Genomic DNA, 21,823 nt, shown 5'->3' on the forward strand with positions numbered 1-21,823 from the left:
CTTGCGTCATGACGCGCGAGGGTCTTCTTGCGTGGCGAACCGGCCGAAAGCCTGTCGATCTTTGTCTATTGAGCGACGCGCCGCGATGAGTTAAAATAGAGTTCGTCGATGGACGAAAGTCTATTATTTTAGGCAAGCGTCAAGGAACTGAATCAGCTTCCGTTACTTAAGACGGTCGGAGCCCGCGTACGGCGCGAAGACCTCCCTTTGCTGCGGAAGCTTTTCTATTTTCTCGCGATAGCGAGCGCGATTGGAATGCGGGGAGGAACGAACGTGCAACCGACAGCGGATCAGAAGAATCGATTTGAGCTGCTGCTTAAGCAGTCCGGCATCTCGGCAGATTGGATGGATCAATATTTTCGAGAGAGTTACATAGAACGGGTCGAGGTTGACCGGGGCAAGCGGGAATGGCACCTCCATCTTCGCCACGGCGGGGCGTTGATTCCGGCGAACGTCTATGCGGACGTATGGTCGAAAATCCGGAGCAAGCACTCGCACTTGGCGAAGGTGGAAATGACGCTTCGGTTCGGGGAGGACATAGAGACCCGGGACGTTCTGAACGAGTATTGGAACGTGTTCGTCCTATGGATGCAATCGGAGGTCGCTTCGGTCAACGGCTGGCTGGCCAAAGCGCGTATCGAAACCGAGCAGGATCTGATCACTTTGTATATGCTCGATCAGACCGGCCTGGAGATGGCGAAGCGCAAGAGCATCGATTCTTATGCGGTTTCCTTCTACGAGAATCGGTTCGGGAGATCGTGCCGCGTGAAGCTCTCCGTCGGAGAGTCTCGCCAGGAAGCGTACGAGGAATGGAACCAGAAGGTCAAGCAGGAAGAGTCGATCGCCATCCAGAAACTCATGGAGAGCTCGCGGGACGAAGCGGCGCCGGTCGCCGAAGAAGGCGGAGACGCGCCGCAGGTCCTTCAGCATGGCTACGAGATCAAGGACCCTCCCGTCCCGATCCAGGACATCAAGGAAGAAGAGAAGAAGGTCACGATACAGGGAACCGTTTTCGGCCTCGAGGTGAAGGAGCTTCGCAACGGCAACACGCTATTCACGTTCAACGTGACCGACTATACCGATTCCCTCGGCATCAAGATGTTCGCGAAGAACAAGGAAGACCTCAAGATGTTCGGCCTGATCGAGAACGGCAAGTGGCTTAAGCTTCGCGGCCGCGTCGAATACGATCGCTTCATGAATCCGCCGGAGCTGATCATGATGCCGAGCGACGTCCGGGAGATGCTCCCCCGTCCGCCGCGCAAGGACGAGGGCGAAGAGAAGCGGGTCGAATTCCACCTTCATACGACGATGAGCACGATGGATGCGGTCACGCCGGTCGACGCCTACATCAAGACGGCCGCCAAGTGGGGGCATAAAGCCATCGCCGTCTCGGATCACGCGAACGTGCAGTGTTTTCCGGAAGCCGCGAAGGCGGGCAAGAAGAACGGCATCAAGGTGATGTACGGGATCGAGGCGAACGTCGTCAACGACTCGGTGCCTATGGTGCTGAACCCGCGGGAAGAGTCGCTTATGGAAGCGACCTATGTCGTATTCGATATCGAGACGACGGGCTTGTCCGTCACGGCGAACAAAATCATCGAGCTTGCGGGCGTGAAGATGAAGGACGGCAAGGAGATCGACCGGTTCGCGACTTTCATCAACCCGCATGAGCCGATTCCGTACAACATCCAGCAGCTGACGAATATCAACGACGAGATGGTAAAGGACGCGCCCGACATCGAGCCGAAGCTGAGGGAGTTCATCGAGTTTATCGGGGACGCCATTCTCGTCGCTCACAACGCCCGATTCGATATCGGCTTCCTGCAGCATAACTGCAAGGTGCTCGGCTTGCCGCCGATACCGAATCCGGTGCTCGATACGCTGGAGCTGGCGAGATTCCTGTTTCCGACGATGAAGAACCACCGTTTGAATACGTTGTCCGACCTCTACAAGGTTACGCTCGAGAGCCATCACCGGGCCATTGACGATACGCTCGCGCTGGGAGGCGTCCTGAACGGGCTGCTCAAGGATGCGGCGTCGCGCAACGTCACCATGCTGAACCAGTTGAACGAGGCGAACGGGAACAGCTGGAAGACGACCCGCCCGTTCCACTGCGGCATCTACGCGCTGAACGCGGTCGGGAAGAAGAATCTGTACAAGCTCGTCTCGCTGTCCCACACCGAGTATTTTCACCGCGTCGCCTGCATTCCGAGAAGCAAGCTGGTCGAGATGAGAGAAGGTCTCTTGATTATATCCGGCTGCGAGAAGGGCGAGCTCTACGAGACGGTGCTGAACAAGTCGGTGGAAGAGGCCGAGGAGGTCGCCGAATTCTACGACGTGCTCGAGATCCAGCCTATCGATTTCTACCTGCACTTGCTCGACAAGGGGCTGGTCGGAAGCCGGGCGGAGCTGGAGGAAGCGCTGCGCAAAATAGTCCGGATCGGCGAGAAGCAGGGCAAGCCCGTCATCGCGACCGGCAACGTGCACTATCTGGAGCCGAGAGACAAGCTGTTTCGCGACATCACCATCCATGGAATAACCGGCTTCAGCCCGCTGAAGGATCAGCGCAAGCCGGACGCGCACTTCCGCACGACGCCGGAGATGCTGGAGGCGTTCGCTTTCCTCGGTCCCGAGAAAGCTCGCGAGGTCGTCGTGACGAACACGAACGAGCTGGCGGACCGCTTCGAGGAGATCAAGCTGTTCCCGGACGAGCTGTTCACGCCGATCATCGAAGGCGCGGAGGAGGAGATCCGGAACACCTGCTACGCGACGGCGCGCTCGATGTACGGGGACGAGCTTCCCGACGTCGTCGTGCAACGGCTCGAGAAGGAGCTTGTCCCGATCATCAAGTACGGCTTCTCGGCGAACTACCTGATCTCCGAACGGCTCGTGAAGAAGTCCAACCAGGACGGATACCTGGTCGGCTCGCGGGGCTCGGTCGGCTCTTCCGTCGTCGCGACGTTTCTCGGAATCTCCGAGGTCAACCCGCTCCCGGCGCATTACTTGTGCAAGAACCCGGAATGCAAGCACAGCGAATGGTTCCTCGACGGCAGCGTGCCTTCCGGCTTCGACTTGCCGGATAAGGCCTGTCCGAACTGCGGCACGATCATGAAAGGCGAAGGGCAGGACATCCCGTTCGAGACGTTCCTGGGCTTCAAGGGGGATAAGGTCCCCGATATCGACCTTAACTTCTCGGGCGAATATCAGCCGAACGCGCATAACTTCACGAAGGTCATGTTCGGGGAGAAGAACGTGTTCCGCGCGGGCACGATCGGCACCGTCGCCGAGAAGACGGCGTACGGCTTCGCCAAGAAATACGAGGAGGAGCACCAGAAGACGTGGCGCGGAGCGGAGCTGAACCGGTTGGCGGCGGGCTGTACCGGAGTCAAGCGCAGCACCGGCCAGCACCCGGGCGGCATCGTCGTCGTTCCGGATTATATCGAGGTCGAGGATATCACGCCCGTCCAGTATCCGGCCGACGATACGAGCGCCGAGTGGAAAACGACCCACTTCGATTATCACGCCTTCGACGCGAACCTGCTGAAGCTCGATATTCTGGGACACGACGATCCGACGATGATGCGGATGCTGCAGGATTTGACCGGCGTCGATCCGACGACGATTCCGATGAACGACCCGAAGGTCATGAGCATCTTCAGCTCCGTCGACGCGCTCGGCGTGCGGCCGGATCAGATCCGAACGACCGTGGCCACCTACGGGGTTCCCGAGATGGGAACGCGGTTCGTGCGCCAGATGCTCGAAGAGACGAAGCCGTCCAGCTTCGCCGACTTGCTCCAGATCTCGGGCCTGTCGCACGGAACGGGAGTATGGCTCGGCAACGCGCAGGAGCTCATCAAGAACGGAACCTGCACGATCAAGACGGTTATCGGGTGCCGGGACGATATCATGCTGTTCCTTATCTACAAAGCCGGCATGGACGCTTCCCTGGCGTTTAAGATTACCGAGAGCGTCCGTAAGGGGAAAGGCCTGACGCCGGAATGGATCGAAGAGATGAAGCGGTGCGGCGTTCCGCAATGGTACATCGATTCCTGTCTTCGCATCGAGTACATGTTCCCGAAGGCGCACGCCGCCGCTTACGTCATCTCGGCCGTTCGTACCGCCTATTTCAAGCTGTATTATCCGATTCAATATTATGCGACGTATTATTCCGTCCGCGCGGCGGATTTCGATGTGGAAGTCTTCTGCCAAGGGTACGACGCGATCTTGAAGATGATCAACGAGATCGAGGCGAAGGGCTTCCAAGCGTCGACGAAGGAGAAGAACATGATCTCCATCCTCGAGATGGGGCTCGAGATGACCGCCCGCGGCTTCAAGTTCAAGCCGATCGACCTGTATCGCTCGGATGCGACCCGGTTCATTATCGACGGGGATTCGCTCATTCCTCCTTTCGCGGCGATCGCCGGCATCGGGGAGAACGCGGCCAAGAGCATCGCGGCTTCCCGCGAGGACGGCGAATATTTGTCGGTCGAGGACTTCCAGCGCAGATCGAAGGCGAGCAAGACGATCGTCGAGCTGCTGGCCGGCATGGGCTGCTTCCGCGGCCTGCCGGAATCGAACCAGCTGTCGTTGTTCTAAGAGGCCTTATGCCAAAATTTCAATTGCCATCCGATTCAAGGTTATGGTATATTATTTCTGGTAATCATGTGGATATCACTGTCTGCAGAAGAGTGGGGAAACCCACTCTTTCCGTTTTGCCATGGGACTTTTCGGTCTTACGCGGCGGAAGCAGTAGAGCCATTCGCAGCAAGCGGGAGGTCATGATTTGAGCGTATCGAAGATCAAATCCATCGTAGAAGGCTTCGTTTCTCCTTTCATGGAAGAGAACGGGTATCAGCTTGTGGACGTGGAGTATGTCAAAGAAGGAAGCAACTGGTTCCTGCGCGTTTATGCGGACAAGGAGGGCGGCATCGATCTGGACGATTGCAGCCGCATTACCGAATTCGTCAGCGCGAAGCTGGATGAGCTCGACCCGATCTCGGACCCTTACTTCCTGGAAGTAAGCTCGCCGGGAGCGGAGCGTCCTCTGAAGAAGCCGGAAGACGTGGCCAAGGCCGTCGGCAAGCACGTGTTCGTCACGACCTATGAACCGGTCGATGGCGCTAAAGAATTCGAAGGAAGGCTGGATAGTTTCGACGGGCAGCAGCTGCAAGTCACCGTGGGCCGCCGCAAGCATTCCATCCCTTACGATAAAGTGGCCTCGGCTCGACTGGCCATTGTTTTCTAATTCTGGAAGGAGGAATCATTCCCCAATGAGCATGGAGTTTATCGAGGCCTTGTCCGAAATCGAGCGGGAGAAAGGCATCACCAAAGACGTTCTGCTCGAAGCGATCGAAGCGGCATTGATCTCTAGCTACAAGCGCAACTTCAACACCGCGCAGAACGTGCGCGTCGACATCAACCGGACGACCGGCGTGATCAAGGTCTACGCCCGCAAGACCGTCGTCGAGGAAGTTCTCGATCCGAGGCTCGAGATTTCCGTGGAAACGGCGCGCAGCATCAACCCGCATTACCAGCTGGACGACATCGCCGAGATCGAAGTCACTCCTCGGGACTTCGGCCGCATCGCCGCGCAGACGGCCAAGCAAGTGGTCACCCAGCGCATCCGCGAAGCGGAACGCGGGCTGATCTATAACGCATACGTCGATAAGGAGCAGGACATCGTCACGGGCATCATCCAGCGCCAGGATCTTCGCAACCTGTACATCGATCTGGGCAAGGTGGAAGCCGCCTTGCCTCTGACCGAGCTGATGCCTACCGACAAGTTCAAGCAAGGCGATCGGGTCAAATCGTACATCACGAAGGTCGAGAACACGAGCAAAGGCCCGCAAATCATTCTATCGCGCACTCATCCCGGCCTGCTCAAGCGCTTGTTCGAGCTCGAGGTGCCGGAGATCTTCGACGGCACGGTAGAGATTCGCTCCGTGGCGCGGGAAGCGGGCTTCCGCTCCAAGATCGCGGTTCATTCGCGCGCGGAGGAAGTCGATCCGATCGGTTCCTGCGTAGGTCCGAAGGGCATTCGCGTGCAGACGATCGTCACCGAGCTCAAAGGCGAGAAGATCGACATCGTGCGCTGGTCCGAGTCCGTCGAGGAATACGTGGCCAACGCCCTCAGCCCGTCGAAGGTCCTGGAAGTCATCGTGTTCGAGAACGAGAAGATGGCGCGCGTTATCGTTCCGGACTATCAGCTGTCGCTCGCGATCGGCATCAAGGGACAGAACGCGCGTCTGGCCGCTAAGCTGACCGGCTGGAAGATCGATATCAAGAGCGAGACCCAAGCGGAGCAGGAATACGGCCGTCCCAAAACGACGAACGCCGACGTCATGCACCAGGACAGCGTATCGATCGATTGATCATAGGTTCGCGGGGCGTTCCGTTTGAAGCTTCAAGGGGGGAGGAGATAAACCTTGAGAACGAGAAAAATACCGCAGAGAAAGTGTGTGGCTTGTCAGGAAATGATGCCGAAGAAGGAACTGATTCGCATCGTTCGCTCGCCGCAAGGGGACATCCAAATCGACCTGACGGGCAAGAAGCCGGGGCGCGGGGCTTATCTATGCGGGAAGACCAGCTGCTTCAAGCTGGCGAAGAAATCGAAGGCATTCGAGAGAGCGCTCAAGACCCCTGTCGAGCCGGAGATTTACGATAAGCTGGAAGCGGATTTCATAAAAGTGGAAGACGAGTTCCAGGCGAACAAGGAGCTCATGCAAGACGATGACGACGAATAAAGCATTGTCCCGTTTAGGCCTCGCCATGCGCGCGGGGAAGCTGGCGTCCGGAGAAGAGATCGTGCTCAAGGCGATCCGTTCCGGCGACGCGAAGCTTGTCCTGCTCGCGGGAGACGCTTCGGACAACACGAAGAAGAAAGTTTCCGACAAATGCGAAAGCTATGGGGTAGAGCTGCTTATCGGTTACACCCGTTTCGAGCTTGGGGGAGCCGTCGGAAAACCCGAACGGGTATTGTTCGCTGTGACGGACAAGGGTTTCGCGGACATGATTCGAAGCGGTTGGGTTCAACATTCGGAGGTGGAGAATATTGAGTAAACAAGATGACAACAAGGATAAGCTGCGCGTGTACGAGTATGCGAAGCAGCTCAATATGAGCAGCAAAGAAATCATTACGATTCTGAAGCGGGTGAACCTGCCCGTCAACAACCATATGAGCGTGATGGAAGACAACATGGTCGGCGCCGTGGAGAAGTTCTTCCGCGACGTGAAGGCGAACGCGGCGGCCAAGATGGCCCAAGCGCCTAAGCAGTCCGGCGGCTCGCAGGCGGTAGGAACCGCCGCTCCTTCCAAGCCGGCGCAAGGCGGCCAAGGACAGAGCAACGCGTCCGGCGCCCAGGCGCGCAGGAACGACGAGCCATCGGTCGCTTCCCGTCCGTCGGCTCCTCAGGCTTCGGTCGCTTCTTCGCCGGCTCCTAACGCGGCTTCCTCTTCGGCTTCGAGCCCGTCGGAACGCCCGCAAAGCGATCGTCCGCAAGGGGATCGTCCGCAGGGCCAAGGCGGCGGCTACAACCGCCCGCAAGGCGACCGTCCGCAAGGTCAAGGCGGCTACAATCGCGGCGACCGCCCTCAAGGCCAAGGCGGATACAATCGCCCGCAAGGCGACCGTCCGCAAGGTCAAGGCGGGTACAACCGTCCGCAGGGCGACCGTCCGCAAGGCCAAGGCGGGTACAATCGCCCGCAAGGCGACCGTCCGCAAGGCCAAGGCGGGTACAATCGCCCGCAAGGCGATCGTCCGCAAGGCCAAGGCGGATATAACCGCCCGCAAGGCGACCGTCCGCAAGGCCAAGGCGGCTACAATCGCCCGCAAGGCGATCGTCCGCAAGGTCAAGGCGGTTACAATCGCGGCGACCGCCCGCAGGGCCAAGGCGGGTACAACCGCCCGCAAGGCGACCGTCCGCAAGGCCAAGGCGGATTTAACCGTCCGCAAGGCGACCGTCCGCAGGGCGGCGGCTTCAATCGTCCGCAAGGGGATCGTCCGCAAGGCGGCGGCTTCGGCGGCGGCGCTGGCTTCGCCGGCGGACGCTCGCAAAGCGGCTTCGGAGCCGGCGCAGGCGCGGGCCGTTCGGCAGCCGCTCCGTCGACGGCGGCCGGCAGCCGCGGTCCGAATCGTCAAGGCGGCCGTCCCGACGCGAATCGGAAGGATCATGATTCGAATCGCAGCAGCGGAGCCGGCAAGCGCAAGGACAACGAATTCAACAACCGGTTCGGCGAGGATCGCTTCCGTTCGAAGGGCAAGGGCGGCAAGAACGCCAAGGGCAAGAACAACCAGCCTCCTCGCGAGAAGATCGACAATACGCCGAAGAAGGTTATCGTACGCGGCGAGATGACGGTCGGGGAACTGGCGAAGCTGCTGCATAAAGACGCTTCCGAAGTGATCAAGAAGCTGCTCATGATGGGCGTCATGGCGACGATCAACCAAGATCTCGACCTGGATACCGTCCTGCTCGTAGCGGGCGAGTTCGGCGTCGAGACCGAAGTGAAGATCGTCGTGGAGGACACGAACTTCGAAACGATCGAAGAGAATGACGATCCGGATGCTCTCATCACCCGTCCTGCCGTCGTTACGATCATGGGCCACGTCGACCACGGGAAGACGACGCTGCTCGACGCGATCCGCGAGACGCAGGTCGCGAGCGGCGAAGCGGGCGGCATCACCCAGCACATCGGCGCATACCAAGTCGAAGTGCACGGCCAGAAAATCACGTTCCTGGATACCCCGGGTCACGAAGCGTTCACGACGATGCGCGCTCGCGGCGCCCAGGTTACCGATATTACGATCCTCGTCGTCGCGGCGGATGACGGCGTCATGCCTCAGACGGTCGAAGCGATCAACCACGCGAAGGCGGCTAACGTGCCGATTATCGTCGCGGTCAACAAGATCGACAAGCCGGGAGCGAACCCGGACAAGGTGAAGCAAGAGCTGACCGAGTACGGTCTCGTCCAAGAAGCCTGGGGCGGCGACACGATCTTCGTCGAGCTGTCCGCCAAGCAGCGCATCAACCTGGAAGGCCTGCTCGAGATGATCCTTCTCGTGGCCGAAGTGAACGACTACAAGGCGAACCCGGACAAACGCGCGCGCGGTACGGTTATCGAAGCCGAGCTCGACAAGGGCAAAGGCCCGATCGCCCGTATCCTCGTTCAGAACGGTACGCTTAAGGTCGGCGACGCTTTCGTCGCGGGCGACTGCTTCGGACGCGTCCGCGCGATGACGAACGACCGCGGCCGCCGCGTGAAGGAAGCGGGCCCATCGACTCCGGTGGAGATCACGGGTCTGACGGAAGTTCCGCAAGCCGGCGATCCGTTCATGGTGTTCGAAGACGAGCGCAAGGCGCGCGAGATCTCGGAGAAGCGGTCGATCAAGACTCGCCAGGAGACGATGAAGTCCAACCAGAAGGTTACGCTCGACGACCTGTTCAGCAAGATCAAGGAAGGCGAGATCAAGGACCTCAACGTCATCCTCAAGGCCGACGTTCAAGGCTCGCTCGAAGCGCTTAAGGGCTCCTTGGAGAAGATCGAGGTCGAAGGCGTGCGCGTCAAGACGATTCACAGCGGCGTAGGCGCCATCACCGAATCCGATATCTCGCTCGCTCTTGCATCGGCGGCAATCGTCATCGGTTTCAACGTTCGTCCGGAGCCTCGCGCGGCCGCTACGGCCGAGCAGGAGAAGGTCGACGTTCGTCTCCACCGCATCATCTACAAGGTGATCGAAGAGATCGAACAGGCAATGAAGGGCATGCTGGATCCGGTCTTCAAGGAGAAGGTCATCGGCCATGCGGAAGTGCGCGAGACGTTCAAGGTCAGCAAGGTCGGCACGATCGCGGGCTGCATGATCACGGACGGCAAGGTATCCCGCAACGCCGAAGCCCGCGTCGTTCGCGCCGGAATCGTCGTGCACGAAGGCAAGCTCGATTCCCTTAAGCGGTTTAAGGATGACGCCAAGGAAGTTTCGGAAGGCTATGAATGCGGCATTACGCTCGAGAAGTTCAACGACATTCAGATCGGAGACGTTATCGAGGCCTTCGTGATGGAATCCGTGGAGCGTTAATCCCCTTAGGATAGAGAGGTGACAGCCGCATGGCGAAATTTCGCGTAGGCCGGGTGGGGGAGCAGATCAAGAAAGAGATCAGCTCGCTCATCCAGACCGAGCTTAAGGACCCGCGCATCGGGTTCATTACGGTAACGGGCGTCGACGTGACGAACGACTTGTCGCTCGCGCGCGTGTACCTGAGCATTCTAGGCAGCGAGGAGCAGAAGGAAGCGACACTTCATGCGCTTGCCAAGGCGAAGGGCTTCCTTCGCTCCGAGCTCGGCAGAAGGATGAGGCTTAGACACACGCCGGAGATCGAATTCCGCTTCGACAGCTCCATCGAGTACGGAAGCCACATCGAATCGCTTCTGGCGGAGATCAATCGGGAGAGCCGCAACGTATGACGTGGAGCGATCAGCTGCAAGCGGCGGCCGAATTCCTTCGCGAGCGGGACGATTTCCTGGTGGTGGCTCACGTCCAACCGGACGGAGACGCCATCAGCTCCACCGTGGCGACCGCATGGCTGCTCGGGAAGCTGGGGAAGACGTACACGATGTACAACGACGGGCCGGTGCCGTCTAAACTGGGCTATTTGTGGAGCAGCGATTCGATCGCGACGGCGGCGTCGAAGCCGGAACGCAAGTTTAAGAACGTGATCACCGTCGATTGCGCGGATTTCGGAAGATGCGGAACGGCCACGGAACTGTTCGAGGAAGGCTACGAGCTTCTGAACGTAGACCACCATCCGACGAACGACGGCTTCGGCGCGGTCAATCTGATCGATGTCCATGCGGCGGCAACCGTCGAAATCCTTTACGATTTGATCGGTTTGCTTAAGCTGGTACCGGATGAAGCGGCCGCAACGGCCATATATACCGGACTGATGACGGATACGGGAGGCTTCCGTTATTCCAACACGAGCGCCAAGGTGATGGAGATCGCCTCGAGCTTGTTGAGGGCGGGAGCGAACGGTCCTTTCCTGGCGGAGACGCTGCTGGAGAGAATGACGATGGGGCAGATGCGCATGATTCAGAAGGCGCTGACCCGTCTCGAGTTCAGCCCGGATCAGCGGATCGGCTGGTTATGGGTTACCGGCGACGACCTCTCGGAGACGGGAGCTTCGAACGAAGACCTGGAAGGGCTCGTCAATTACCCCCGCAACGTCGAGGGAGTCGAAGTCGGCATCCTCTTTAAGCAGAACGCTCCGGATTCGGTCAAGATCAGCTTGCGCTCCGCCGGCGCGGTGGACGTAGCCGCCGTTGCCCAGCAGTTCGGCGGGGGAGGGCACGTTCGCGCAGCCGGATGCCGGGTTAGCGCGAATCTCCCCGAGACGATTCCGCTTGTGATCGCCGCGGTACAGAAAGCGTTGGATGAAGCACAATGAATAAAGAAACCTTATCCGTTCCCGAAGGAGTTCTCGGAATCTGGAAGCCCGCGGGATGGACGTCCCACGACGTCGTCGCCAAGGCGAGAAGGATACTGGGGGTCAAAAGAATCGGCCATACCGGGACGCTCGATCCGGCGGTGACGGGAGTGCTCCCGATCTGCGTAGGACGGGCTACCCGAATGGTCGAGTACCTTCAAGAGATGTCCAAGACGTATGAGGCTACTCTTCGTTTCGGGGTGGCGACCGATACGGAGGATGCCGAAGGGGAAGTCGTCGAGACCGCCGACGCCAGCCACTTGACGGAAGGGCAAATTGCGGAAGCGGTTCTGTCTTTCGTAGGCGACATCGAACAGGTGCCGCCTATGGTGTCCGCCGTCAAGGTGAACGGAAAGCGTCTGTACGAATTGGCTCGCGAAGGCGTGACCGTCGAACGCAAGCCCAGAGCGGTAACGATTCATGAGATCGAACTGCTCCGTATCGACGTTTCGAAGCCGCAGCCGGAGGTTCGTTTCTCCGTTCGCTGCTCCAAGGGGACCTATATTCGCACGCTATGCGTGGATATCGGGCGCAAGCTGGGCGTTCCCGCCGTCATGGCCGGCTTGATTCGGACGGCGAGCGCGGGATTAACCCGCGAGCGTTGCGTCACCTTGGAAGAGCTGGCGGAGCTTAAGCGGGATGGAAGTCTGAACGATCGCTTCCTGCCGGCGGATGAGATGCTCGGCTTCCCGCGAACCGAAGCGGGAGCCCGCGAGTCCGTCTTCGCGCTGCAAGGCAAGACGCTGCGTTGCTCCGCTTTGCTCCCTCCTCCCGATCGAGCGGGAATTTGGAGGCTCTACCGAAGCGAGGACGGCGCCTTTCTGGGCCTGTTCGACAACGTTCCGGATCAAGGAGCGCTGCGCCCGATCAAGGTGTTCCATCCGACGGAGGGAAGCTGAAGAGCGGGAAGGGCCGCTAGTTTGGGAAGCAGGAGGACAGCAGGTGGAACTTTACGAAATCGCGTATTCGGAGCAATCGAATCGATTTATCATTCCGGAGAATGCCGTCAAGCCGCAAGGGTTGTCCCTGGCGATCGGTTTTTTCGACGGGGTGCATCTCGGGCACCGCGAGGTCATACGGCGGGCGGTCTCGTTAGGTAACGATCGGGGACAAACGCCCGCGGTCCTGACGTTCGACCCGCATCCTCGCGTCGTCCTTGGCAAAGACCAATACCATTCGGTCCTCACGCCGATGGAGCATAAGCTGGAGCTGTTCGCGGAGAACGGGGTAGAGGAATCGTTCATTATGTCGTTCGACAAGGCGTTCTCGCAAGTCACGGCCGAACGTTTTGTCCGCGAGCTTCTGCTTCCGTTGGGCGTTCGAACGGTCGTGATCGGCTTCGACTTCCGGTTCGGCCATCGCGGGCAAGGCGATGCCGAGCTGCTGAAGCAGGCCGGCGAGGGCCGAATCGACGTCCATGTCGTGGAACCCGTTTACCGGGACGGCTTCAAAGTAAGCAGCTCCCGCATTCGCGAGCTGTTGTCGGAAGGCTCGAGCAGCGAAGCGTCCGGGCTTCTAGCCCGTCCATATGAAGTGAGAGGCGAGGTCGTGCACGGCAAGGCTCTCGGAAGACAGCTTGGTTTTCCGACGGCGAATATCAGCCCCGCGTTCTCTTATTTTCTGCCGAAGCACGGGGTTTATGCGGTTACCGTTACGTTGGAGGACGACGAAGAGCCCGCGGTTTATCATGGAGTCATCAACGTGGGACTGCGGCCGACCGTCGATACCGGAGCCGTCGAGCCTAAGCTTGAGGTCCATCTTCTGGACTTCAATAGGGATCTGTACGGAAGGAACTTGAAGGTTCGTTTCCATGATTTCCTTAGGCCCGAGATGAAATTCGGCTCGCTCGACGCGCTGATCGAACAGATCGGCAAGGACGCCGAAGCGGCGAGAAATCGACTCGCATTATTGTAACGGCCAATCGACTATGCTATACTAATACTCGTTGCGACTCGCGGGCGATGCCTCGGACGCAACCGAACCTTGGCTTGGCTGCTCGCTATCACCGGCGGCGGCGAGGCTAACGGCGATTATTCTTAAGATAACCAGGAGGTGAAAGAGGATGGCACTGACACAAGAACGCAAGCAAGAGTTGATCGAGGAATACAAGACTCACGCATCGGACACCGGTTCCCCGGAAGTCCAAATCGCTATCCTGACGGAGAACATCAACAACTTGACGGAACACTTCCGTTCCCACAAGAAGGATCACCACTCCCGTCGCGGACTGCTGAAGATGGTAGGTCAACGCCGCAAGCTGTTGGCATACCTGAAGAACAAGGACGTTAACCGTTACAGCAGCCTGATCGCGAAGCTCGGCCTGCGCCGTTAATTCGCACCGCTAGAGAGCAACCTGGTCGTGTCGCGAGGGAACGTTTCCCGACCGACACCGGGTTGCTTTTCCTACTTTACGGGAATAAAACGTTGTCCGACAAGAAGGATCCATTGCCTAAGATGCGATTAGCAGGAAATAATGGGTAATGTGTCGAAAATACATAAGTCTACTATGAGGAGGGAATATCTGTGGCTCAAAGCGTAGAAATGCAACTGGGAGGCCGTCCGTTCTCGCTCGAGACGGGACGCCTGGCCAAGCAAGCCAACGGCGCCGTCGTCGTCCGCTACGGGGATACCGTCGTGCTGTCCACCGTTACGGCATCGCCCGGTCCGAAGGATCTTGATTTTTTCCCATTGACCGTCAATTATGAGGAGAGACTTTATTCCGTAGGCAAAATCCCGGGAGGCTTCATCAAGCGAGAAGGCCGTCCCAGCGAGAAGGCGATTCTGGCGAGCCGTCTGACGGACCGTCCGATTCGTCCGCTGTTCCCGGAAGGATTCCGGAACGACGTTCAGATCGTCAACCTGGTGATGAGCGTCGATCAAGACTGCTCTCCGGAGATTGCGGCCATGATCGGAACCTCGGCTGCGCTGTCGATCTCCAACGTTCCGTTTAACGGACCGGTCGGAGGCGTCGTCGTCGGCAGAATCGACGGGAAGTTCATCATCAACCCGACCGTCGCCGAAGAAGAGAAGAGCGACATGTACGTCGTCGTCGCCGGTACTCGCGACGCCATCATGATGGTGGAGGCGGAAGCCAACGAAGTTCCGGAGATGGACATTCTCGAAGCGATCATGTTCGGGCACGAGGAGATCAAGAAGATCGTCGGCACGATCGACCGTCTGACGGAGCTCGCCGGCGTGCCTAAGATGGAGGTCGTTCTCCACGAGGTCGACTCGGCCGTCGCAGCGGACGTGAATGCGTACGCCGGGCAACGCCTGGTCGAAGCGGTGCGGATCGAAGAGAAGCACGCTCGCCAAGACGCTATCGACGCGATTAACGAAGAGACGGTAGCGCACTTCACGACTGTATACGCGGAGACGCCGGAGAAGCTGGCCGACGTGAAGGAAGTTCTTTACGACATCGTCAAGAACGAAGTGCGACGCTTGATTACTCATGACAAGGTTCGTCCGGACGGACGCAAACCGAGCGAAATTCGCCCGATCTCCGGCGATGTCTCGATCCTGCCTCGCACGCACGGCTCCGGCCTGTTTACGCGCGGCCAAACGCAAGCGCTCAGCGTTTGTACGCTCGGACCGCTGGGAGACGTTCAAATTCTCGACGGCATCGGCATCGAAGAAACCAAACGCTTCATGCACCATTACAACTTCCCGCCGTTCTCGGTAGGGGAAGCGCGTCCGCTTCGTCCTCCGGGCCGCCGCGAGATCGGTCATGGCGCACTCGGCGAGCGGGCCCTGCTGAAGGTCATTCCTTCGGAAGCGGAATTCCCGTACACGATCCGCCTTGTCTCCGAAGTACTGGAATCGAACGGTTCCACCTCTCAAGCGAGCATCTGCGCCAGCACGCTCGCGATGATGGATGCCGGCGTTCCGATTAAGGCGCCGGTTGCCGGAGTCGCGATGGGTCTGATCAAGGACGGCGAGCACTTCACCATCCTGACCGACATCCAAGGCATGGAAGACCATCTCGGCGATATGGACTTCAAGGTGGCGGGTACGGCTAAGGGCGTTACGGCGATCCAGATGGATATCAAGATCGACGGCATCGATCGTTCGATCCTGACGCAATCGCTCGAGCAAGCGAAGGAAGGACGCATGTTCATCCTCGGCAAGATGATGGAAGTCATCCAGCAGCCTCGCACCGAGCTCAGCAAGTACGCGCCCAAGATCGTCACGATGCGCATCAATCCGGACAAGATCCGCGACGTTATCGGTTCGGGCGGCAAGGTCATCAACAAGATCATCGAAGAGACCGGCGTCAAAATCGACATCGAGCAGGACGGCATGGTGTACATCGCTTCCTCCGATGCGGCAGCCAACGAGAAGGCTCGTTCCATTATCGAAGGAATCGTTCGCGAAGTCGTGGTCGGCGAGATTTACCTCGGCACCGTCAAGCGCATCGAGAAGTTCGGCGCCTTCGTCGAGATTCTGCCGGGCAAGGACGGACTCGTCCACATCTCGCAGCTGGCTGCGGAGAGAGTCGCAAAGGTCGAGGACGTCGTGAACATCGGCGACAAGATCCAAGTCAAGGTAACCGAGATCGACCAGATGGGCCGCGTCAACCTGTCCCGCAAGGTGCTGCTCGCTCCGGAAGAGCCGGTTCAAAAATAAGAAGCAAGAAGAGAGAAGAGACCGATTTTGTCAGTCTCTTTTTTTGCGTTTTTGGGGGATCTGCGAAGCTCGCGGTGGGATGGCCGAATCGCGTAATCCGATCTTATCGGCGTACAGTTTTCGCGATGCAACGTACATAATAATAGCGAATTTGGCATAGGATGGAGGCGAGGCAGGTGTGGCCAAGCCCATCTGCGAAACAAAAAGAAGCCGCCAACGAGGCGCCACGAGAGAAAGCGGAGGGAAAGGATCAATGAGAGTAACGTCGCCTGTCGTGCTCGCGGCGATGCTTCTTTGCCTCGTTGCCATCCTAGCCGCAGGCCGATTCGGCCCGCTAAGCGAATATGTGCAACAGGTCAAGAACGGTACGCCGGCAACGATCGCATTCGGGAACGAGAATTCGGAGGAGACCGGTCAAACCGAGCTTAAGGAATGGATAAAAACGGAAGCTAAGAAGAGGTACGAGGCTCCGGTCAATGCGACGCAAGATAGGGTGTGGAAAGCGATTCCCGGTTACAACGGCCGAGAGGTCGATATCGATGCGACTTTTGAGCGGGCGAAGGCGATGGGCTTCCGTTCGGGAGCGAGAGGCGACTCGTCTTTTCCATGGGTATATAAAGAGCTGAAGCCGGCGGTGGGGTTAAAGGATTTGCAGCCGAGCCCGATCTACCGGGGAAATTCCCTCAAGCCCATGGTCGGCCTTATGATCAACGTGGCATGGGGAGAAGAGTACCTTCCGTCGATCCTTCGGACTTTGGAGGAGGAGAAGGCGAAGGCGACTTTCTTTTTTGACGGAAGCTGGCTTGCCAAGCACGCGGATATCGCGCAGGATATTCTCCGAAGGGGTCACGAGGCTTCCAACCATGCTTACTCGCATCCGAACATGAGCACTCTTAGCGCGGCGCGCCAGCGGCAAGAGATCGTGAAGACGGAGAACCTGCTCAAGACGAAGCTGGGGGTGGACAACCGTTGGTTCGCGCCTCCTTCCGGAGATTACAATCAGCTGACCGTCGACGTCGCGAGGGAGTTGGGGCTTCAGACCGTGCTCTGGACGCTGGATACGGTCGATTGGAGAAAGCCGTCCGCTTCTTCCGTGATCGACAAAGTATCCGCTCGGACGGGGGCAGGAACGCTGATCCTGATGCATCCGACGGAGACGACGAGAGACGCGCTCAAGGGAATGATTCGCGTCATCCGTTCCAAAGGCTTGACCCCGGGAACCGTCTCGGACACGCTGTCCGAAGGCCGGATGAAGGAAGAAAAAAAGGCTCCATAATCGGCTTTGGAGCGGCTTATCCCTCTGTTGTGACGAATAAGGATATTTGATATAGTGGTACTATTGATCTTTAGGGGGAACATGGGTGGAAAAATTTACATTAAAGAACGGTCTGCGAGTGATGATTGAGCCGATTCCGACAAGCCGCTCCGTATCGTTCGGCATCTGGGTAAAGACCGGCTCCCGTTACGAGACCCCGGTGGACAACGGAATATCCCATTTTATCGAGCACATGCTCTTCAAGGGAACCAAACGACATTCCGCCAAGGAGATCGCCGACCGATTCGACGGCATCGGCGGCAACGTGAACGCGTTCACCTCCAAGGAATATACGTGCTACTACGCCAAAGTGTTGGATCAGCACTTGCCGATTGCGGTCGACGTTCTGTCCGACATGTTTTTCAATTCGTTATTCGACGAGGAAGAGCTCGCGAAGGAGAAGAACGTCATTATCGAGGAGATCTCGATGTATGACGATACTCCGGACGACATGGTTCACGATCTCGTCACCCGTGCGTCGCTGGGCGACCACCCGCTGGCCTATTCCATTCTCGGGACCGCCGAACGGCTGAACGCGATGACGGCGGACGATCTTCGCGGCTACATGAACAGAAGGTACACGATCGAGAATACGGTCGTCAGCTTGGCCGGCAACGTGGACGAGAAGGTCATCGACCTGCTCGAGCAGCATTTCGGCGGCTTCGACGTCAGAGGGGGAACGGCGGATCTATCCGCACCGGTTTACCGGGCGGACGCGCTTTTCCATCGGAAAAAGACGGAGCAGAACCATCTGTGCCTGACGTTCCCGGGGTGCTCCATCCAGGAGCCGAAGATGTACGCGATGATTCTGCTGAACAACACGATCGGCGGAGGCATGAGCTCCCGGCTGTTCCAAGAAATTCGGGAGAAACGCGGTCTCGCCTATTCGGTTTATTCGTATCATACGTCCTATGCGGACAGCGGCCTGTTCACGGTTTATGCCGGAACGGCTCCCAAGCAGACGCAGGACGTATACGATCTCACGCTCGAGATGCTGGAGGAAGTGAAGAAGAACGGCCTTACCGAAGCCGAGATTCATCGCGGCAAGGAGCAGCTGAAGGGCAACCTGATCCTCAGCCTGGAGAGCTCCAGCAGCCGCATGAACCGCCAAGGCAAGAACGAATTGATGCTTGGACGTCATCAGACCTTGGACGAGATGATCGAGAAGATCGACGCCGTCACGAAGGACGACGTAGCCGAGATGATCGACCGGGTGATGGGCGGAGAGCAATGCGCCATTGCCGTCGTCGGAGCGCAAGAGAAGGTACTTACGGGATTAGGGAGGGAATTCGTTGTATCCAGTACAGCTGAAGCGGCTGCCGGGGAATGAGGACATCGCCCTGCCGCGCCAAATGTCCGAATGGGCGGCAGGCTTTGACCTTCATGCGGCCGTAGTCGAACCAATGATATTAGCTCCGGGCGAGAGAGCGCTCGTTCCGACCGGCTTCGCGATGGCGATGCCTAAGGAGCTTGAAGCCCAAGTCCGCCCACGCAGCGGACTTGCATTCAAGCACGGAATCACTTGCCTGAATTCTCCCGGAACGATCGATGCCGATTACCGCGGGGAAGTGAAGGTGCTGCTGATCAACTTGGGGCAGCAGCCGTTCACGATCGAGCGCGGAGAGAGAATCGCGCAGATGGTGTTCCAACGCGTTCCTCAAGTGACGCTGGAAGAGGTGGCCGAGCTGTCCGATACCGTTCGCGGAGAAGGCGGCTTCGGGCACACGGGCAAGTAAATCCATCCCAATAACGCTATCATTAATGAGCATAGAGAACCGTGCATCGACAGATGAGCTTGTGTCGGTGCGCGGTTTTTGTTCGATGGACAAGGAGAGGAGAGAACCGAATGACTGCGTTGGACCCTGCCGTATCCGGCGTGAAAGCGGAAATGCTCATTCGCAGACCGGTTGAAGACGTATACGAGGCGTTTGCGAATCCGGAGCAGACGACGAAATTCTGGTTTACCCGAAGCAGCGGAAGATTGGAAGCCGGAAGCGAGATCCGTTGGGATTGGGAGATGTACGGAGTGTCGGATCGGGTTTACGTGCTGGAGGCCGAGAAGAACAAGAAGCTCCGCCTTCGTTGGTCGGACGGCTCCGAGACGGAATGGACGTTCGTCGATCGCCCGGATCGAACGACGTTCGTATCGATCGCAACCTCAGGGTATGCCGAAGATGGGAGTCGCTTGATCGACCGCGCCATCGACGATATGGGAGGATACACGATCGTCCTGTGCGGGGCTAAAGCTTATCTCGAGCATGATGTTATTCTGAACCTGGTAGCGGATAAAGCTCCGGATGCGAATGCGAACCGATAGTCGTTGAATGTCAGAAGAAAATAAAGCTCTAGACTGAAAAATAAAATGTTAGGCTAGGCAAATAAAGTTGTAGACTTAGAAAATAAAGTATTGGACTGAAGAGCTTCATTGAGCTAACTGGCAGTTTAGTTTAGGCAGCGAGTATTTAATCCAGCTGCCTTTTTCTCTGTTTATTGCCGACTTTTGTTTGGTAGAACACTCAGATGCACGAAGTGTCCATTGAGTAAGCAAGAAGGATTCGAAGATAACCGATATTGGAACGAACATTGTGCGTATTTTAATGCCGAAGGTGCCTCTATTATAGCCTCCAGTTTTCACAGCCCCCTAAATAGGATCAATGATGAGCATCATAATGATAATCAGTAGTTCAGACGTTAACAGCTGTCTCCCAAAATAACGCTTGCCTTAAAGCGTACTTTAAGGCTTAGGATGAGGAAGAACCAGCCGATTCCGTCTGAAAAGAACCGATAAGGAGCGATCCGGCCAATGGCATTCACGATCAAAGAAGCTTCAGAGCGGCTTGGTTGCCCGGCTCATACGATTCGTTTTTACGAGAAGGAGGGATTGCTCCCTTACATTAAGAGAGATAAGAACGGGAATCGACTGTTCGAACAAGATCACCTAGATTGGGTCCGGCTGATGACATGTTTCCGGGCGACAGGGATGAAGCTGTCGTTGCTGAAGGAGATGGTGAATCTTGCGCTCGATGGTGATTCCACGATTCCACAGCGCAAAGCGATCTTGAACCAGTACAAGGAAGAATTATTTCTCCGCCAGAACGAATTGGCCGAAGCGCTCGACGCCGTCAATAACAAACTGTCGATATACGAAGACATCGAGAAAGGGAGAATCCCTTCCGAGAGCCAGTTGTTAATCAAGATGGAAGAGTCAGAGTGACAACAATCATAGAATGAGGGATTAACAAATGCAGCAAAGAATTTTGGGCAATAGCAATATCCTCGTCTCTTCAATCGGACTGGGAATTATGGGAATGTCTCCAGGCATTTACGGGGAAACTAACGATGAACAGTCAATCCAAACGATCCATCGCGCTTTGGACATTGGCGTCACGATGTTCGATACCGCGGACGTGTACGGGAACGGGCATAACGAAAAGCTGCTCGGCCGTGCTCTTCAAGGGCGCCGCGAGCAAGCCATTATCGCCACCAAGTTCTCGTACACCCCAAATTACGAGAGCATCAGTGGCCATCCTGATTACGTTAAGAAAGCAGTGGAGGATAGCCTTCGCCGTTTGAATACGGATTACATCGATCTATACTACCAACACCGCGTCGATCCGCAAATCCCGATAGAGGAGACGGTCGGAGCGATGGCAGACTTGGTCAAGGCAGGCAAAGTTCGGGCGCTCGGCCTGTCCGAAGCTTCCGCTTCTACCATACGCCGCGCTCATGCCGTGTATCCGATCTCCGTGCTAGAGAGTGAGTATTCGCTCTGGAGCCGTGACATCGAAGAGGTGATACTCCCTACCGTAAGAGAGCTGGGGATTACCCATGTGGCCTACAGTCCGCTAAGCAGGGGCTTCATCTCCGGTGAGCTTCGCACTTTCGAGGATCTGGCCGCCGACGATCTTCGCAGATGGATGCCGCGGTTCCAAGGGGATAACTTCCGGAAGAACGTTGAGGTTGTCGACAAGATTAAGGAGATAGCGATGGAGAAGAACTGTACGCCATCCCAATTGGCCATCGCCTGGACGATTGCCAACGGGGCGTTGCCTATCCCGGGTACGAAGCGTATCAAGTACCTGGAGGAAAATGCGGCCGCGGTTGATATCCTTCTCATGAAGGAGGACCTCGAACGAATCGATCAGGTCAGCCCCAAGAATGTCGTTCACGGCACGCGTTATATGAAAGAACAGATGACGCTGCTCGACGGCTAGACTATAATCAGAAGAAGCAGTCAAGCTTGCGACAGCGTACGAGACGGCACAGTATCCGTCAGCCGTCTTGGCGACCTTTCACGCTCGCGACTTCCGTGACGTGTTAACCGAATGTCACGCTATAATCAAATATGCCCTCCCGTCTATTAGTTATTAAACTAACTGGAATCGTTTGTTGAACAACACAGCAGCAG

18 protein-coding genes and 1 pseudogene are annotated in these 21,823 nt (G+C 57.5%); all 19 read left to right on the forward strand.

What is annotated here, in order from left to right:
* Positions 1 to 273: 273 nt before the first annotated feature.
* The gene (locus tag H7B67_RS21660; RefSeq protein ID WP_342592436.1) at positions 274 to 4,596 is read left to right on the forward strand and encodes a PolC-type DNA polymerase III; all 4,323 of its coding nucleotides are present in this window, start codon (positions 274 to 276) and stop codon (positions 4,594 to 4,596) included.
* Positions 4,597 to 4,783: 187 nt separating this feature from the next.
* On the forward strand, positions 4,784 to 5,245 hold the full coding sequence (rimP, locus tag H7B67_RS21665) for a ribosome maturation factor RimP (RefSeq protein ID WP_185121947.1): 462 nt from the start codon (positions 4,784 to 4,786) through the stop codon (positions 5,243 to 5,245).
* Positions 5,246 to 5,270: 25 nt separating this feature from the next.
* Positions 5,271 to 6,371: a transcription termination factor NusA gene (gene nusA / locus H7B67_RS21670; protein ID WP_185121948.1), complete on the forward strand. Its 1,101-nt coding sequence runs from the start codon at positions 5,271 to 5,273 to the stop codon at positions 6,369 to 6,371.
* 54 nt (positions 6,372 to 6,425) lie between these two features.
* On the forward strand, positions 6,426 to 6,743 hold the full coding sequence (rnpM, locus tag H7B67_RS21675) for an RNase P modulator RnpM (RefSeq protein ID WP_185121949.1): 318 nt from the start codon (positions 6,426 to 6,428) through the stop codon (positions 6,741 to 6,743).
* Positions 6,730 to 7,059, forward strand: a complete 330-nt coding sequence (locus tag H7B67_RS21680; protein WP_185121950.1) for a L7Ae/L30e/S12e/Gadd45 family ribosomal protein — start codon at positions 6,730 to 6,732, stop codon at positions 7,057 to 7,059. Before rnpM ends, H7B67_RS21680 begins: the two co-directional genes overlap by 14 nt.
* Positions 7,052 to 10,069, forward strand: coding sequence for a translation initiation factor IF-2 (infB, locus tag H7B67_RS21685; protein ID WP_185121951.1), 3,018 nt, complete (start codon positions 7,052 to 7,054; stop codon positions 10,067 to 10,069). Before H7B67_RS21680 ends, infB begins: the two co-directional genes overlap by 8 nt.
* Before the next feature lie 29 nt (positions 10,070 to 10,098).
* A complete protein-coding gene (rbfA, locus tag H7B67_RS21690; protein ID WP_185121952.1) occupies positions 10,099 to 10,455 on the forward strand; it encodes a 30S ribosome-binding factor RbfA in 357 nt (118 codons plus the stop codon).
* Entirely contained in the window at positions 10,452 to 11,435 is a 984-nt protein-coding gene (locus H7B67_RS21695) for a DHH family phosphoesterase (protein ID WP_185121953.1), read from the forward strand. Before rbfA ends, H7B67_RS21695 begins: the two co-directional genes overlap by 4 nt.
* A complete protein-coding gene (truB, locus tag H7B67_RS21700; RefSeq protein WP_185121954.1) occupies positions 11,432 to 12,373 on the forward strand; it encodes a tRNA pseudouridine(55) synthase TruB in 942 nt (313 codons plus the stop codon). Before H7B67_RS21695 ends, truB begins: the two co-directional genes overlap by 4 nt.
* A gap of 43 nt (positions 12,374 to 12,416) precedes the next feature.
* Positions 12,417 to 13,388 (forward strand): bifunctional riboflavin kinase/FAD synthetase, encoded by a 972-nt coding sequence (locus tag H7B67_RS21705; protein WP_185121955.1) that lies wholly within the window; start codon positions 12,417 to 12,419, stop codon positions 13,386 to 13,388.
* A gap of 148 nt (positions 13,389 to 13,536) precedes the next feature.
* Complete coding sequence (gene rpsO, locus H7B67_RS21710) at positions 13,537 to 13,806, forward strand: 30S ribosomal protein S15 (protein ID WP_185121956.1); 270 nt, start codon at positions 13,537 to 13,539, stop codon at positions 13,804 to 13,806.
* Positions 13,807 to 13,997: 191 nt separating this feature from the next.
* Positions 13,998 to 16,100 carry a polyribonucleotide nucleotidyltransferase gene (gene pnp, locus H7B67_RS21715; protein ID WP_185121957.1) on the forward strand — a complete coding sequence of 701 codons (2,103 nt, stop codon included), beginning with the start codon at positions 13,998 to 14,000 and terminating at the stop codon, positions 16,098 to 16,100.
* A gap of 253 nt (positions 16,101 to 16,353) precedes the next feature.
* Positions 16,354 to 17,376: a polysaccharide deacetylase family protein gene (locus H7B67_RS21720; RefSeq protein ID WP_185121958.1), complete on the forward strand. Its 1,023-nt coding sequence runs from the start codon at positions 16,354 to 16,356 to the stop codon at positions 17,374 to 17,376.
* Between the two features lie 85 nt (positions 17,377 to 17,461).
* Positions 17,462 to 18,745: an insulinase family protein gene (locus H7B67_RS21725; RefSeq protein ID WP_185121959.1), complete on the forward strand. Its 1,284-nt coding sequence runs from the start codon at positions 17,462 to 17,464 to the stop codon at positions 18,743 to 18,745.
* Complete coding sequence (gene dut / locus H7B67_RS21730; RefSeq protein ID WP_185121960.1) at positions 18,708 to 19,151, forward strand: dUTP diphosphatase; 444 nt, start codon at positions 18,708 to 18,710, stop codon at positions 19,149 to 19,151. The genes H7B67_RS21725 and dut overlap by 38 nt, the downstream gene beginning before the upstream one ends.
* Before the next feature lie 110 nt (positions 19,152 to 19,261).
* Positions 19,262 to 19,732 (forward strand): SRPBCC family protein, encoded by a 471-nt coding sequence (locus tag H7B67_RS21735; protein ID WP_185121961.1) that lies wholly within the window; start codon positions 19,262 to 19,264, stop codon positions 19,730 to 19,732.
* Between the two features lie 486 nt (positions 19,733 to 20,218).
* Entirely contained in the window at positions 20,219 to 20,629 is a 411-nt protein-coding gene (locus H7B67_RS21740; RefSeq protein ID WP_185121962.1) for a MerR family transcriptional regulator, read from the forward strand.
* Positions 20,630 to 20,657: 28 nt separating this feature from the next.
* Positions 20,658 to 21,629: an aldo/keto reductase gene (locus H7B67_RS21745; protein WP_185121963.1), complete on the forward strand. Its 972-nt coding sequence runs from the start codon at positions 20,658 to 20,660 to the stop codon at positions 21,627 to 21,629.
* 19 nt (positions 21,630 to 21,648) lie between these two features.
* Positions 21,649 to 21,770: pseudogene (locus tag H7B67_RS30960) on the forward strand (AraC family transcriptional regulator); the annotation flags it as partial.
* Positions 21,771 to 21,823: the final 53 nt, after the last annotated feature.

Origin of the sequence: Cohnella thailandensis (assembly GCF_014212135.1) — a bacterium.
GTDB lineage: Bacteria > Bacillota > Bacilli > Paenibacillales > Paenibacillaceae > Cohnella > Cohnella thailandensis.